The 16,253-nt window shown below is 36.8% G+C and carries 8 protein-coding genes; 2 read left to right on the forward strand and 6 right to left on the reverse strand.

The genetic code is table 11. The features are described from left to right. The first annotated feature begins 71 nt into the window (after positions 1-71). Together AAC601_RS07990 and rlmF are read left to right on the forward strand one after the other, a co-directional pair. On the forward strand, positions 72-3,461 hold the full coding sequence (locus AAC601_RS07990) for a methylmalonyl-CoA mutase family protein (RefSeq protein WP_340152974.1): 3,390 nt from the start codon (positions 72-74) through the stop codon (positions 3,459-3,461). Positions 3,462-3,761: 300 nt separating this feature from the next. After that, the gene (rlmF, locus tag AAC601_RS07995; protein WP_303268591.1) at positions 3,762-4,691 is read left to right on the forward strand and encodes a 23S rRNA (adenine(1618)-N(6))-methyltransferase RlmF; all 930 of its coding nucleotides are present in this window, start codon (positions 3,762-3,764) and stop codon (positions 4,689-4,691) included. 183 nt (positions 4,692-4,874) lie between these two features. On the opposite strand, the gene AAC601_RS08000 is transcribed toward rlmF, so the two are convergent. From AAC601_RS08000 to AAC601_RS08025, 6 genes are all read right to left on the reverse strand, one after another. Further along, positions 4,875-5,972 carry an efflux RND transporter periplasmic adaptor subunit gene (locus AAC601_RS08000; protein WP_303268592.1) on the reverse strand — a complete coding sequence of 366 codons (1,098 nt, stop codon included), beginning with the start codon at positions 5,970-5,972 and terminating at the stop codon, positions 4,875-4,877. Beyond that, positions 5,969-10,288: a CusA/CzcA family heavy metal efflux RND transporter gene (locus AAC601_RS08005; RefSeq protein WP_340152975.1), complete on the reverse strand. Its 4,320-nt coding sequence runs from the start codon at positions 10,286-10,288 to the stop codon at positions 5,969-5,971. The genes AAC601_RS08000 and AAC601_RS08005 overlap by 4 nt, the downstream gene beginning before the upstream one ends. Before the next feature lie 47 nt (positions 10,289-10,335). Continuing rightward, positions 10,336-10,740, reverse strand: coding sequence for a hypothetical protein (locus tag AAC601_RS08010; RefSeq protein ID WP_303268594.1), 405 nt, complete (start codon positions 10,738-10,740; stop codon positions 10,336-10,338). Between the two features lie 89 nt (positions 10,741-10,829). Next, entirely contained in the window at positions 10,830-12,755 is a 1,926-nt protein-coding gene (locus AAC601_RS08015; RefSeq protein ID WP_303268595.1) for a T9SS type A sorting domain-containing protein, read from the reverse strand. Continuing rightward, positions 12,752-13,540 carry a PASTA domain-containing protein gene (locus AAC601_RS08020; protein WP_303268596.1) on the reverse strand — a complete coding sequence of 263 codons (789 nt, stop codon included), beginning with the start codon at positions 13,538-13,540 and terminating at the stop codon, positions 12,752-12,754. The genes AAC601_RS08015 and AAC601_RS08020 overlap by 4 nt, the downstream gene beginning before the upstream one ends. Next, on the reverse strand, positions 13,537-16,221 hold the full coding sequence (locus tag AAC601_RS08025; protein WP_340152976.1) for a D-alanine--D-alanine ligase: 2,685 nt from the start codon (positions 16,219-16,221) through the stop codon (positions 13,537-13,539). Before AAC601_RS08025 ends, AAC601_RS08020 begins: the two co-directional genes overlap by 4 nt. Between the last annotated feature and the right edge of the window lie 32 nt (positions 16,222-16,253).

Consider the following 16,253-nt stretch of genomic DNA (forward strand, 5'->3'; position numbering starts at 1 on the left):
TGTTCGCTAATGACTTTATTCTTTAGCTTTATTGTTGTAATTTCGTAATTCGAATTAAACGACTAAAAAATATGTCTGCACATCAAACTGTAGCTCCTTATAAGCCTAAAAATAACGTTCGTATTGTCACTGCTGCCTCCCTATTCGATGGGCATGATGCAGCCATCAATGTGATGCGTAGAATCATCCAATCTACTGGTTGTGAGGTTATTCACTTAGGTCACGACCGTGCTGTTGAAGAAGTGGTAAACACTGCCATTCAAGAAGATGCACAAGCCATCGCCATGACATCCTATCAAGGGGGCCATACTGAGTATTTCAAGTACATGTATGATCTATTGAAAGAGAAAGGCTCTAGCCACATCAAGATCTTCGGTGGCGGAGGAGGAGTAATCTTACCAGAAGAAATCAAAGAATTGCATGATTACGGTATTTCTCGAATCTATTCTCCTGATGATGGCCGTTCCATGGGATTACAGGGCATGATCAATGATTTGGTGGAGCAAAGTGATTATCCTACTGGCCAGAATTTGAATGGTGAAGTAGGTCGCGTAGATAAGAAAGATGTAAAAGCGATTGCAAGACTGATATCGGCAGCAGAAAATTTCCCGGAAGAAAGTAATGCTGAATTAGATAAAATAAGAGAGAAAGCAAAAGATTTGTCAGTACCGGTTTTAGGAATTACAGGTACAGGTGGAGCGGGTAAATCTTCTTTGGTTGATGAGCTCGTACGAAGATTCTTAATTGATTTTAAAGATAAAAATATAGGAATCATCTCGGTAGATCCATCTAAAAGAAAAACTGGTGGTGCTCTTTTAGGAGATAGGATCCGGATGAATGCTATAAACAATGATAGAGTTTATATGCGTTCATTGGCAACTCGTCAAAGTAATTTGTCAATTTCTAAATATGTGAAAGATGCAGTTTCGATCTTGAAGGCAGCTAATTTTGATCTCATCATTTTAGAAACTTCAGGAATTGGCCAGTCGGATACGCAGATCTTGGATTATTCTGATGCTTCACTTTATGTGATGACTCCAGAATACGGTGCTGCCACTCAGCTGGAGAAAATTGATATGTTGGATTTTGCCGACGTTATTGCCCTTAATAAGTTTGATAAAAGAGGAGCTTTGGATGCATTGAGAGATGTTAAAAAGCAGTATCAGCGTAACCATGGATTGTGGGAATCGAAACCAGACGATATGCCGGTTTATGGCACCATTGCTTCTCAATTCAACGATCCAGGAATGAATTCACTTTATAAGGAATTGATGGCCAAAGTAACCGAAAAATCAGGTGCTGATTTGAAATCTACTTTTGAAATCACGGATGAAATGTCTGAAAAGGTATTCATTATTCCACCAAAAAGAACGCGTTACTTATCTGAGATTTCAGAAAATAACAGAGGTTACGATGAGTGGGTAGAAGAGCAAGCAGCAGTTGCGGACAAATTATATGGATATCGTAAATCTATAGAGACTTTACAAGATTCGGATATAGAAGATAAAGACCGTTTAATCAAAGGACTCGAAGAGGCCTATGCCAAAGAAGAGTTGAATTTTGATCCGAAGAATAAGCTCTTGATTGAAGAATGGGCAGCTAAAGTACAAACTTACAAAGACCCGGTTTATACTTTCAAAGTGAGAGATAAAGAAATTAATATAGATACGCATACAGAGTCATTATCTCATTCTCTAATTCCAAAAGTATCTCTACCAAAATATAAAAGCTGGGGAGATTTATTAAGATGGAATTTACAGGAAAATGTACCTGGCGAATTTCCGTATACCGCAGGAATTTACCCTTTCAAAAGAGAAGGGGAGGATCCTACGAGAATGTTTGCTGGCGAAGGTGGACCGGAGCGTACCAATAAGCGTTTCCATTATGTAAGTATGGAGATGCCCGCTAAGCGTTTATCTACTGCCTTTGACTCGGTAACGCTTTACGGAAATGATCCGGATTACAGACCAGATATCTATGGGAAAATCGGGAATTCAGGGGTTAGTATTTGCTGTTTGGATGATGCCAAGAAATTATACTCTGGTTTCGATCTGGCGCATGCCATGACTTCTGTGTCGATGACCATCAATGGCCCGGCACCTATGTTGCTTGGATTTTTCATGAATGCTGCTGTCGATCAGCAATGTGAAAAATACATCAAAGAAAATGGCATGGAAGCCGAAGTAAAGAAAAAAATCGACAAGATTTTTAAAGAAAAGGGATCTACTCAGCCTCAGTATAGAGGAGAAATTCCAGAAGGCCATAATGGCTTAGGTTTGATGTTGCTAGGTGTAACCGGTGACCAAGTTTTACCTAGAGACACTTACGAAAAGATTAAGAAAGATACCATGGCGGTAGTTCGTGGTACCGTTCAAGCTGATATCTTGAAAGAAGATCAGGCGCAAAATACCTGTATCTTCTCGACCGAATTTGCTTTGCGATTGATGGGAGATGTGCAGGAATATTTTATTGAAAATCAGGTTAGAAATTTCTATTCGGTATCGATATCAGGATATCACATTGCAGAAGCAGGAGCGAACCCGATTACACAGTTAGCCTTTACTTTGGCGAATGGGTTTACTTATGTAGAATACTACTTGAGCAGAGGAATGGATATCAATAAATTTGGTCCAAACTTATCTTTCTTCTTCTCAAATGGTATTGATCCTGAATATGCAGTGATCGGTAGAGTAGCCAGAAGAATCTGGTCAAAAGCCTTAAAGCAGAAATATGGAGCAAATTCCAGAGCACAGATGTTGAAATACCACATCCAGACTTCAGGTAGATCGCTGCACGCCCAAGAGATTGATTTCAATGATATCAGAACGACTTTACAGGCGCTTTATGCGATATACGATAACTGTAACTCTCTGCATACCAATGCTTATGATGAAGCGATTACTACACCAACTGAAAACTCAGTAAGAAGAGCAATGGCGATTCAGTTGATCATCAATAAGGAGTTAGGTTTAGCGAAGAACGAAAATCCAATTCAAGGGTCTTTCATCATTGAAGAGTTGACTGATCTTGTGGAAGAAGCGGTTTTGACTGAATTTGATAGAATTACAGAAAGAGGAGGCGTTTTAGGCGCCATGGAAACCATGTATCAGCGAGGCAAGATCCAGGAAGAAAGCTTACATTATGAAATGCTGAAGCATACGGGTGAATTCCCTATCATTGGCGTAAATACTTTCTTGAATTCTAAAGGTTCGCCTACCGTAACGCCTGGTGAAGTAATCAGAGCGACCAAGGAAGAGAAAGAGTATCAAATTGAGACATTGGAGTTATTAAATGACCGATTTGAGAAAGAAGCCAAAGAGAGTCTGGATAGATTGCAAGATGCAGCCATCAAAAACGAAAACCTTTTTGCTGAACTGATGGAAGCCACTAAATTCTGTTCTTTAGGTCAGATTACGAATGCGATGTTTGAAGTTGGTGGGCAGTATAGACGCAATATGTAGGTTTAGATATTAGAGTCTAGAACCTAGATTATAGATAAAAGAAAAGCACGGTGAGAGTCGTGCTTTTTTTTGAAAACAAAACTTCATCGGGGAGTCATTCCATTAAGGAAGGGAAACTTGTCTTTTTGAAACGAAGTTTCCCTTTGCTAGCGCTCGTGTCACACGAGTGTTGAATACTATATGCCTCCAGCATTTTACTAAGCAGAACAAAAGATTTGCATGTAGATATTCAAAAAGGCTTTTAAGTAGATCCTCCATTAATTAAGCCTATCTTTGTCATAAATTCATTAAAGATCACAAATGCCCACTCCACAAAAGCCCAGCCTACACCCAAATAATCCATTTAATAAAAGATATGATCTGGAAAGTTTAGCCAAGACGCTTCCGGAATTAGAAGCTTTTACTTTCACCAATCAATATGATAGTCAAACGATTGATTTTGCTGACCCTAAGGCAGTGATGGCTTTGAATAAAGCTTTGTTGCTCCAGCATTATGACTTGAAATATTGGGATATTCCAGATGGATATTTATGTCCACCTATTCCGGGAAGAGCAGATTACCTATTTCATATAGATGAATTCCTCACTAAAAAAAGGAAAGGAGTTGAGGTAAAGGGCAATTTAATACGATGCCTTGATATCGGAACAGGAGCCAGTTGTATTTATCCGATTTTGGGTTCACAGCAATTTGGTTGGAATTTTGTGGCTTCAGAAATTGATCCCAAAGCGGCTGCTTCAGCAGAAAAAATCATTGCTGAGAATCCTAAGCTGGAAGGGAAAGTCGAAATTAGGAAGCAGTACAAATCTTCAGATATATTTAAAGGCATTGTCAAAAAGCATGAATACTATGATGTGAGTATTTGCAATCCGCCTTTTCATAGCTCAGCTGAAGAAGCTGAAAAAGGAACCACCAGAAAGCTGAAAAACCTCAAAAAATATAGAAAAGGGGAGAAGCCCACTTTAAATTTTGGGGGTAAGAGTAATGAGTTGTGGACTGAAGGAGGAGAATTAAAGTTTATTACGAATATGGCTGTTCAAAGTAAATACCATTCTCATTCTGTTCGTTGGTTTACCACCTTAGTCTCAAAATCTTCAAATCTGAAACGTATTTATGAAGCCATCAAACAAGCTGGTGCCAAGGAGATTGAAACGATTGAAATGAGCCATGGAAATAAAACGAGTAGGATAGTGGCTTGGACCTTTTTATCTCCTATGAGAACTAGAAGCTAGGTTCTTTGGCCAAGCATCTTAAACCTTCGCTTCGTTGAAACTAAAACCTATTTTTTAAAAATTTAGCGCTGCTTTTTAATTGCTTTGGGATGTTGTCTTCGTATAAAAAACAAGATTTGAGGCTTAAGAGCTTTAATATTGGCGTTCTAGTGCCTCAAATCATTATAGTTTTTGTCTACTCATTTATTGGTTTAAATAATACGCGCCTTCAACCACATACTTTTTACTTTGATCTAAATCTTTTGGATCAATTCCTATAAATTCTTCATTTTCATTTGCTACCTGCACTTGCTTTTTTTGAAAGCTTCCCTGAGAAGTTTCAACAAAAATATAGGTTTCCTTCCCCTTTCGCAGGATTCCTTTTTTTGGTATCAGTATCAGACTATCTGTTGTAATGTGAACCTCTACTTCAAGTTGCGCACCTAATGGAAGATTTACTGCTTCAGGCAAATCAGCATGTGCTAAAACACTATTGTCGTTGACCTTTTTATTAATGAAATGCAAGGAACTTTCATACCATTTATTTCCCTCTGGGAGCTTAAACGTCACTCTTTGTCCTTCTTTCAGTTGATCTACATCTTTCGGGAAAATATTGAATTCCAAATGCATTTCATCCAAATTGATCAGCTCAAAAAGACTCTCTTTTGGTTCAACCATCATTCCATTACTAATATTCACTTCCGTAATCACGCCATTAAAGGGTGCTCTCAAGCGTAAAACATTCTGCAAATTTCCTTTTTGTAAGTTGGCTATATTAATCCCTAATTTTTGAAGCATGCTCTTTTTAGCATCGATGTTGACTTTTTCTTCAAAATATTTAGCTTCAGCTGCCTGAAAACTTTTGAGTGAGATAGATTGATCTTCTACCAAGGTTTTTTTCCTTTGATAATCGGCCTCCAATTGCTTTAGGTTATTAACAGCTGCTAAATAATTGCTTTGTAATGTAAGTATGTCGGGATGTGAAAAGCTGGCCAAGACCTGACCTTTCTGAACGGCCTCACCAGGTAAAATTTTAGTACCTTCTATAAAAGCTCGATGCACTAGATGTAATTCTGCAATATCTTCCGGTGCAACAGCTAAAGCGCCAAATGTCGTTATTTTTTTGTCCAATGGAGCTTTTTCTAATTTTGCTACCTTTAGATTGGTGTTCTTTATCTGGCTTTCAGATAGGGAAATTTCATTTTTAGTGTCTTGTTGCCCATCAGCAACAGTTTCTTCTGATCCGCTACAAGCCCCAAAAGCTAGTAAGGATGATATGATTAATATATTGATTATTTTCATTTTCTTTCTGTTAAATATTGTAATTCAATTGAAATATTGGCAATTTCTTTTTGAAGTTCTAGGTTGGTTTTTTGAATATTATAAAGTGCTGTTAAATTCTGCACAAATTCATAAAAATTCAGTTCCCCAATTTGGAGTGCATCAGCCGAGGATGATTCTAATTCATCCAGTTCCTCCATCATGGAAGCGCTTTTGTCAATGAGCGCAGTATAATTTTCATAGTCCTTCTTAGCGCTTATTAACCTTTGGTTCCTTTCATTATTTTCCCAATCCAAAGTGGATTCTTGAATGTCTTTTTCGATTTTCAATTCCTTAATCTTTCCTTTTACTCCATTGTAAACTATGGGGATGCTAATGCCTACTTGCACGCTCTGATAACCTGTTACATTTTGTAAACTTTGGTTCACATAAGCAATATAAGCATTGGGAAAATACTGAGCTTTACCCACTTTGATATTGTTCTCTGCAGCTAAAAGTTGTTGCGCGTTTCTTTGGGTAAAAGCAGGGTCTAAAGTCAAAGAATCTAATGAAGAAGTCCAATCGTAACGACTGTAGCCCGAGGCAGAATCAGGTAATTGATCGCAAAAGCATAATTGCTTAAGTGTATGAATATTATCATTTAGCATTTTCCGGCTTTTGATTAATTCATTTTCAATAGTCATTAATTGTCCTGATAGACTTAAAGTTTCCAGTTTTCCGCTTTCTCCTTTCTCGACCATTTCTTCAGCTTGGCTCATACTTTTCTTTAGAAGTTCTGCTTGCGCTGTCAGAAAATCTACTTGCTTTAAGCTAAAGACCCATTCGTTCCATGCTTTTCGAATTTCACTAGACATTTCTTTTTTAGCTAAATGATATTCTTGCTGTGCCAAATCAATTTGTGCAGTTGCCATCTTTTGCCTTCTGAAATTAGCAGGAATATTTCCTAGGGATTGTTGGATATTCCAACTATAGTCTATTTCAGGCCCATCTATTTGCCCTCTTTGATAATTGATATTAGTTGATGGGATCTGAAAAGCTTGTGCTTTAAATGTTTCTGCTTGTTCAATTCTCAATTTTTCATTTTGAATTTGCGGGTTTTGTTCCATTGCGTTTTGAATCATCATCTTTAATGTTTTAGGCTCATGATTTTGATCTTGAGCCTTTGCATTTTGATGAAAGCCGAAAAAGCTAAACAGTATCAATACCAGCATAGTAGCTACTTTGGAACCTGATTTACCTTTATTTTTATTCATCAAATAATATAGAGACGGCAAAACCACCAAGGTTAGAAAGGTAGCAGTAATTAAACCTCCAATCACCACAGAAGCCAAAGGTTTCTGTACTTCAGCTCCACTTGAAGTAGAAAGTGCCATTGGGAGAAATCCTAAGGAAGCAACCAAGGCGGTCATTAATACCGGTCTTAATCGGTCGGTACTTCCAAGCTTAATCAGCTGTAATAAATCCATATCCTTTTCTTCTTTTAAATCATTCAAATGACTGATTAAAACGATTCCATTCAATACGGCTACACCAAAAAGTGCAATAAATCCCACCCCAGCTGAAATACTAAAAGGCATGTCTCGGAGCCATAAGGCCAATACACCACCAATCGCGGACAGAGGAACCGCAGAATAGATTAGCAAGGCATATTTTACTTTCCCAAATGCGAAATAGAGTAAGATGAAAATAAGTAGAAGTGCAACAGGAACAGCAATAGCTAACCTTTTGCTGGCTTTTTCTAGCGTCTCGAACTGCCCTCCATATTTTATTGAATAGCCGGGATCCATTTTCAATTTACTATCCAAATTGGATTCTATTTCTTTCACAAGTCCCGCAATATCACGATCTCTGACGTTAGTGCCCACCACCACTCTTCTACGGGTGTCATCTCGGGAAATTTGCAATGGGCCTTCTTGATATTTCCAATTAGCTACTTCTGATAAAGGGACAAGTTGACCGTTTTGACTTTTAATAGTCAGCTTATCCAAATTGATTGAATTTCTGAATGATTCCTTTAATCTAACTACCAATTCAAATTTCCTCTCTCCTTCAAATATGAATCCTGCATTTTCACCTGCATATGCAGCTCTTATGATGCTGTTCAATTCTTCAATGGAAACACCATATTGAACTGCTTTTTTTCTATTGTAGCTGATTACCCATTGTGCTAATCCTTCCGTTTGCTCTACTTTTACATCCGCAGCTCCAGGTACTTCTTTTATAATATCAGATGCCTGTTGACCATAATCTGCCAGTTTAGCCAAATCTTCACCGTATATTTTCACGGCTATATCGGATTTCGCACCTGTAATTAATTCATTGAACCTTAATTGAATGGGCTGAGTAAATTCAAAAATAGCAGTAGGAATGACAGCTAATTTTTCTTCCATTTTTTCAATCAAATCAAAGCGATCATCCGCAGTCGTCCATTCATCTTTTGGTTTGAGGATAATCATAATATCAGCCAATTCAATCGACATAGGATCTGTCGGTACTTCAGCAGTACCTATTTTAGAAACCACTGACTTGACTTCAGGGAAATTATCTAATAAAATCTTTTCAGCTTTCGTACTTGTTGCAATACTTTGTTCCAATGAAGAACCGGGAGGTAATGTCATTTGCATGGCCAAATCGCCTTCTTCCAATTGTGGAATAAATTCAGACCCCATTCTGCTGAAGATAAATAAGGCAATTGCCAATAAAACCACTGAAAGTGAAATCGTTACTTTAGGGTTTTTCAATGATGAATTCAAAACAGGTTTATAGGCAGCTTTGAATTTGTTCATCACCTTATCTGCAAAAGTGACTTTTTCCTTAATATTCTTCTTTAAGAATAAAGCCGTCATCATGGGTACGTAGGTCATAGAAAGAATCATGGCACCTAAAATGGCAAAACTGACGGTTTGTGCCATAGGTCTAAAAGTTTTCCCTTCGATTCCTGTTAAGGATAAAATGGGTAAGAAAACAACCAAGATAATTAAAACACCAAAGGCAGCAGATTTATAGATTTTTTGAGAAGCATCGATTACAATATCATCTATTTCCGATTGACTCAGTTGCTTGCCAATATGGACAGTGAAGAGAATATGGAGAATACTTTCTACAATAATCACCGCTCCATCTACCACTATTCCGAAATCGATGGCTCCCAATGACATCAGATTAGCAGACACATCAAAAATGTTCATCATGATGAAAGCAAATAGCAAGGATAGTGGAATAATGGAAGCTACAATCAAACCTGCTCTGAAGTTTCCTAAAAGGAGAATAAGTACTAAAATTACAATGACCCCACCTTCCAATAAATTGGTTTTTACGGTATTGATTGCTCTGCCCACTAAATCAGAGCGGTCTAGATAGGGTTTGATTTGAACCCCCTCTGGTAATGATTTCTGTACTTCTTCTACTCGCTGATTTACAAGATCTAATGTTTGGGATGAATTTGCTCCTTTTAACATGAGTGTAATGCCGCCAACTGCTTCTCCTTGTCCATCTTTCGTCATGGCACCAAAGCGTTTGGCATTGCCAAATTGTACCGTTGCAATGTCTTTTACTAGAACTGGCGATTTCGAATCAGCTTTGACCAATGTATTGCGGATATCTTCTAAATCTATCATCATACCTTCGGTTCTCACATAGTAGGCATTCTGATTTTTTTCAATGTAGCTTCCTCCTGAGTTTTCATTGTTAGCTTGCAACGCAATAGTCACCTCCTGAAAAGTCACTTGATGTTGAGCCATTAAGGTAGGATTGACCGCCACTTCATATTGCTTATGAAAACCTCCAAAGGAACTTACTTCTACAATTCCTTTAATTCCTGAGAGTTGTCGTTTCACTATCCAATCCTGAATAGTACGAAGCTCCATAGCAGAGTATTCTCCTTTATGAGCTTCATCTACTTCTAAGGTGTATTGATAAATTTCACCTAAGCCTGTCGTGATCGGCATAAGTTCGGGAGCTCCTAACTTCGCTGGGATTTCACCGCCAACAATATTGATTTGCTCTTGCACATATTGCCGCGTATCCAAAATGGGTACGCTTTCTTCAAAAACAATGGTAACAACAGAGAGCCCATATTTTGAAATAGAGCGAATCTCCTCAACCATTGGGATATTTGCCATTGATATTTCAATGGGGTAGGTGATAAATTGCTCCACCTCCTGTGCTGATAATGATGGACTTACTGTAACTACCTGTACTTGATTATTGGTGATGTCTGGAACAGCATTAACGGACAGCTGACTCATGGAATATATACCGCCACCAATTAAAGCGATTACTCCAAAGAACACTATCAATTTGTTCTTTATGGAGAAAGAAATAATTTTTTGAAACATGAAATGTTATTTGATTATTTAAGAATAAAATAAATGTAAACGAATTCTTAAATAAGGGAAGGGGGACCGCGGTAAGAGAAGCTACTGTTGAATAAAGTTTGAATAACTTCATCGTCAACCTGAACTTGTGTTAATATATCATTTCCAACTTGTGAGAAATCAAAATCAGTAATTGCAGGAATGAAGAACAATATATCATTACTACTCAGGCTTCTTTGATTAGCGTGTTTAGCTGATGCTGAATTGTTGTTTTGATAATTATCGAGATGATTAGCACCTAAATTAATATGAAAACCGACTTTTAATAAATCTAGTGGAGACTGAATCGGTTCCTTTTCTATAATTTCTTGAATATCAAATTTTTCACTGCTGTGGTGATGTGGTACAAAGCTGTGCAACAGTAAAATACTTACTGCAATACTAATGAGCGATATGCTAACAAACTTTTTCATTTTTAAAAGGTGTAAAAGAATTAGACAAACTTAGCAATTCTTCATGCGGTTCGTTGTCTAAATAAACTTTCACTCTTCACTTTATGTACTCATTTGTCCAAAAAAAGTTTTAAAGTCGACATCATATTTCCTTTTCTAATTTGGACCAAGTACAAATTATCGGATAGTGCACTGATATCTAACTCACCTTTCTGATTGAAATTGTTAGATTGGAATTGTAGACGACCTTGTAGATCATAGATTTTAATCTCATCCCAGCTGTCAGTAAATTTTAATTTACCTCTATTTGGATTTGGGTAGACCTTAATATTCCATTCATTATCTAATGGTTTCTTATTTGACACTGTAATTCTTGATTTATTGAAAACCGGCCTAATCATCACACTACCTTGTAAAACAGTATTGGGTTCCCACGAGCCGCTTCGATTATAAAAAAGATTATTAGCACTATTCGTATTTTTATCAAAACCGATTGAAAGTGGATCGTCATTTTCTTCTCTGTACCCAATGTAAAAATCTCCTCTTAACATGACCGGTCTATCAAATTCAAATCGTTGAAACTGATTGATTGCAGTACTTTGGTTTAGAAGGACATTTTGAGCCCGTAAAATATCGTCTGTACTAGTGCTAAGATTGTTCCAAACTAATAGTGTGATATTTTGTGTAGATGCATTTTGAGCTATATTGGGTGTATAAATGTCAATTCCTGTCAGTATTTGCTCTCCGATCATTTCATACCCTTGAGCTAGTAAAAAATTCCTTGAATTCAACTGAACTCTAGACTCTGCAGTTCCGTCATCATAGGCGTAATAGTCATGGAGAGGGATAATGGTTGAGATGGTATCATTCTGCCTAAAACTAAGGTCTGGATAGTATCTGGCAACACCGTCTATGGTTTCAAAAAAGAGACTGTCATTTGTTCCTAAATTAAATTGGAAATTTAGATAGACTGAATCCTCAGTTTCTTTTTCTGTCAATAAATAATTGATAAAGTCAGTTTTATTTCGTGCTTGAAAAGTGAATCTTGCGGTATCTTGTAAATCAGTTAAAAATACTCCATTCACATCCAAGGAATCGATTATTACATTAGGCTTTAAAGTGTCGAATACTACACTGAAAAACTCTGTCCCAAAAGAAAAATTGTTCGCGTTTCCAGCCCAAAGGTTGTTGTAAATGAATTCTGAAGTTTGAAGGTTTTCATCCAACCATTCAGCTTCTAAATGATGGAGTGGTATGGCGTTATAATCCTTAAAAGGAGTACTTGCTTTTCGTGAGAAGGTTCGGTCTTCGTAAGAATCGTAGGCATTATCCTGAGTATTAACGGGTGTATTTCCCTCATTTAAATAAATGTAATCTAAATTCCAAACATCAAAGTCACCAGCCAAGTTGCCTGAGACTTCAAACTTGAATTGAAAACCAGAATGAAAAAAACTACTATCATTTACTCTTTCAAAATGTTGAGAGAATAATGAAGGTTCAATTCTTGCATTGCCGCTAAATCCATGTACTTGAATCCATTTTCCTTCACTATTCTTAAAGCTTAACTTCAGGGAGTCTTGGTTGTCGGGTGCAAATCCCCCAAATCCTTCTTGCCAGAAAAAGCTTAGGTTAACGTTTGAATTTAGGGTGAAATTTGAGAGATCAATAGGTTGAGATACAAGGCTATCACCTACACCATTGTCTCCAGCATCAGTATTGTAGGCCAACCCTTGGCCATCAAAACCGTCCAAACTTGCCACCTTATTGGAAGGGGGCAAGTAGGTATAGCCGCTATTTACAAATACATTTTGACTATTTATCCAAAGGCTACTATCAGGAAAACTACTATGATTTGAAAAATCATCCCAGAACGGCAAGGAAATAGTATCTATTTCAATTATTCTTTGCTCTAGAGAAGGGGTGTTTTGACTTTCATAATGAGGAACTGCCTTTTCGCTTATTTGAGCATTTGCACTCATGAATGAAAAGAAAACAAGACCAATGATATAAAAATTTTGCAGCCAGTTGAGTTTCATATCTCATCAGGTGTCAATATTTCGTCTTTGTTTTTGGGAGCAACTACCCAAATATCAACAGTATTTCCAGTCCTAACTGAAGTCCCTGATTCTGGATATTGTTGGAGGACTATTCCCCCTGCTTTTTCATCATCCTCTCTCGTTCTTACTTTACCTAACTGCAATCCGCTTCCAATAATGATAAATTCAGCGTCCTCTTTATTATTCCCAACCAACTCGGGCATAGAGAATGGCCTTCCGTTACCATTACCAATTACCAAATCTATTGTTGAGCCTTTAGGAATATCTGCACCGGCTGCAATTTCTTCTCCATCTACCTTTTGTTTTAAAACTGCATTTTGAAATTCGTGCGGTTCATAAGTGATTTTACCTAACAAAAGGCCATAGCTTTCCAATACCATTTGAGCATTTTTCAAAGAGCCATCAACTAATTTCGGCATTTTCACATTTGGTGGACTAGTCGCATTCAGAGAAACGTAAATCTTTCTATTTTCTTTCACCTTCTTTCCTTCTTTAGGATTTTGACTTAATACGGTCAAAGGTGGATATTCCGTTGAAAAGCCTGAATCTGCTGTGACTTCAAATCTTAAATCCCTTTCTAGTAAAAATTCATCTAATTCATCCAAATGAACTCCTTCAAGTTTAGGCACGGTAATACTTTCACCATGATGAGTAGTAACAGGTAAATAGATATAGAAAAAAGTTAATATGATGACAAAACCTATGCCCACGATCAGGCCCAGGTGCAGAAATAGATCTTTTAAAGAATTAGCTTTTAGCTTCATTTTGCTATTGTTTGTTTTTTCATTTTTTCAGTTCCAAAAGACAGTATTTTATCAATAAAATCATAGGGCTTGTAGCCATTGATTGCTGTTTGATGAAAAATACAAGTTGCCGGAGTCATGCCCGGCAACGAGTTAACTTCAATAATAATAGTTTCTGCACTTAAATCCTCATAAACTCTTACAAAAGCATCAATACGCGCATAACCTGTGATATTAAGTACCTCTGCTGTTTTCTTTAATGTATTTTTTACTTGCTCAGCTACTATTTTGTAATGTTCATGCTCTGGAGTATATCTCGCTGGTGTTATGTTTTGCCCTTCACCAGCCAAGAATTTTTCTTCTAAACTTAAGACTTCACCACCTGCTAACGCTTCTGACGGCTCAAATATTTCATATTCTATACTTCCATCTTGTTGAAAATGCGTTAATAGTCCTCCAGTGATTTCCAGGAAATATTTAGCGTCTTTCTTTTCAATAAGTTCTTCAAGTAGAAAGAAATTCTTTTGTGGAAACTCTTCGTTCTTCTTTAATTTTAAGATATTAGCTAGGTCTTCAATAAAATCAGCCTTTGGTCTGAACATCATGCCTGCAAAAGCTTCTAATTCAGTTCTATTTTTTATTTTCTTAACTGCTGAACTACAACCATCATCTGCTGGTTTAGCAATTAATGGATACCTAAGCTGCTTTTCTATGGCCTCAAGTTCAGTCGTGTGATTGCTGTGCCATTTTTCTTCATAAACCAAACGATGGTCAGCAACTAATATCCCAGCATTCCTCAAGATTTCATTGGTGTCGTATTTGTTGATCGTAATTTTTGAGCTTTCTACATCAGATCCATTATATGGGATGTTTAATTTCTCTAATTTAGCTTGTACCGCACCATCTTCTCCCGGTCTTCCATGTAAAGCTATGAAAGCCACGTCTATCAATTCTGGTAAATCTTGATATGATATTTTTTGGAATTCCGTTACGCTTGAAGCTACATATTTTTCAGTGACTTCATTACTTTCAAATTTGATTTGGGCAATAATGGGATGAATATGATAATCTTTAATTTTATCCTTTATGTCATCCGCATTGTCTTTCAACATTATATTTATTGGCAACACATAAAGTTCATGCTGATCTTCATTTCCACTTAGGAATATTGGGATCGGTAAATATTTTTCTGAAGAGGAAAGTTTTTCATATATATTTCGACCACTTTCTACTGATATATGTCTTTCAGTAGAAAAGCCACCCATAATAACCCCTACATTGATTTTCTTTTGTGCTTCATTTTTCAATCCTTCCAGAGCTTTGTCTAACTGTTTAATCATTTTTTGAAGTTCAAAATGATGCTTTCCGGTCTTTAATCTCGCCTGTAATGAAGTCCTTATTATATAACTTAAAAACTGAGAGGGGTTGAGTCCGATTTCTGCAGCCTGATGAAAGAAAAATGAAGAAGGAAGCATGCCTGAAGTAGTATTAGGATCGTTTAAAAACACCTTTCCTGAATCCGTAATGAAGCCATCTATTCTTGCATATACATCTATTTGTAGTGCTTTAAATAAGTCTGAGCATTTCGTTCTGATTTTCTCTATAATATCTTGAGGAGCGTTGATAGGAGTGATTTTTCTGCTGATACCGGGTAAATATTTGGATCGATAGTCAAAAACATCTTTTCCTTTTCTAATCTCTGTTGGAGGTAGGGCTATGGGACGACCATTCTCATCTTGAATAACGATGCAAGAAAATTCTTTCCCTTCAATAAAAGATTCAATTAATAAGGAATCTTCAGAATCAATAGCTTTTAGTAATATTCTTTCCTTTTTTGATGATATGCTATTGTTTAAATACTGAAGCAGTTCGTTAGGTGTGTAAATAATTTCTTCTTCTATGATTACTGGAAGACCGATTCCTTCTCGAATATCTACCAATTTAACTATGAAACCTACTTTATCTTCGTGGCTATATTGAGCCCAATCTGAAGTCGTTATTTCTAGCTCAAAGAAGCTTTTTTGAATCAATCTCTCAAAGCGTGATAAATTATCTTCATCAAGTATACTGACGCCAATGGAAGATCCTTGGTGAGGTGCTTTAATTACCAATGGAAGGCCAATGTCATCTTTCAGTTTTTGAAAAATGATTTCATGTGGTTGAATATCCCAATCTGCTTTGTTTAAAATAATACTTTTAGGCCCTTCGAATCCAGCTTGCTGTAGAAATTGCCTTTGAGCAATCTTACTGATTCCAATTGAGGAAGGCAAAATCCCTGCGCCACTGAATGGGATACCATACCACTCTAAAATCCCTTGAATATTACCATCTTCTCCATAGGGCCCATGGAGAGATAGAAAGGCAAAGTCTATGTATTTATGAAAATCGGATGGATTTATTTTTCGACCAACCTCAGAGATAAGCTTATCCCATTGCTCATTTGAAATATTTCTTAAAGATTCAGCATAAATTTGAATCGGGAGTTCGGATTTTGGTAAAGAATTTACTGGAGGATAAAAATCTCTGATTGTGCCTTTATATATGTACTGCCAATCTAACAAAATGAAATGACCTTTGCTATCTATAAAAATAGGAACGGCAGTAAATACTGATTTGTTAAGGTTGTCATAGACGGTCCTACCACCCGCAAAAGAGATTTCTCGTTCTCGTGATTGACCTCCAAAAAAAATTCCAATTCTCATTTAATGTTGTTTTACTGAAATGTAAAAATAAC

The sequence above is a fragment of the uncultured Marivirga sp. genome, from assembly GCF_963974845.1.
GTDB classification, from domain to species: Bacteria; Bacteroidota; Bacteroidia; order Cytophagales; family Cyclobacteriaceae; genus Marivirga; species Marivirga harenae.

What these genes read in the sequence shown, in the direction of transcription:
- AAC601_RS07990 (WP_340152974.1), top strand. Translation starts at nt 72, where the DNA reads ATGTCTGCACATCAAACTGTAGCTCCTTATAAGCCTAAAAATAACGTT.
- rlmF (WP_303268591.1), top strand. Translation starts at nt 3,762, where the DNA reads ATGCCCACTCCACAAAAGCCCAGCCTACACCCAAATAATCCATTTAAT.
- AAC601_RS08000 (WP_303268592.1), bottom strand. Translation starts at nt 5,972, where the DNA reads ATGAAAATAATCAATATATTAATCATATCATCCTTACTAGCTTTTGGG.
- AAC601_RS08005 (WP_340152975.1), bottom strand. Translation starts at nt 10,288, where the DNA reads ATGTTTCAAAAAATTATTTCTTTCTCCATAAAGAACAAATTGATAGTG.
- AAC601_RS08010 (WP_303268594.1), bottom strand. Translation starts at nt 10,740, where the DNA reads ATGAAAAAGTTTGTTAGCATATCGCTCATTAGTATTGCAGTAAGTATT.
- AAC601_RS08015 (WP_303268595.1), bottom strand. Translation starts at nt 12,755, where the DNA reads ATGAAACTCAACTGGCTGCAAAATTTTTATATCATTGGTCTTGTTTTC.
- AAC601_RS08020 (WP_303268596.1), bottom strand. Translation starts at nt 13,540, where the DNA reads ATGAAGCTAAAAGCTAATTCTTTAAAAGATCTATTTCTGCACCTGGGC.
- AAC601_RS08025 (WP_340152976.1), bottom strand. Translation starts at nt 16,221, where the DNA reads ATGAGAATTGGAATTTTTTTTGGAGGTCAATCACGAGAACGAGAAATC.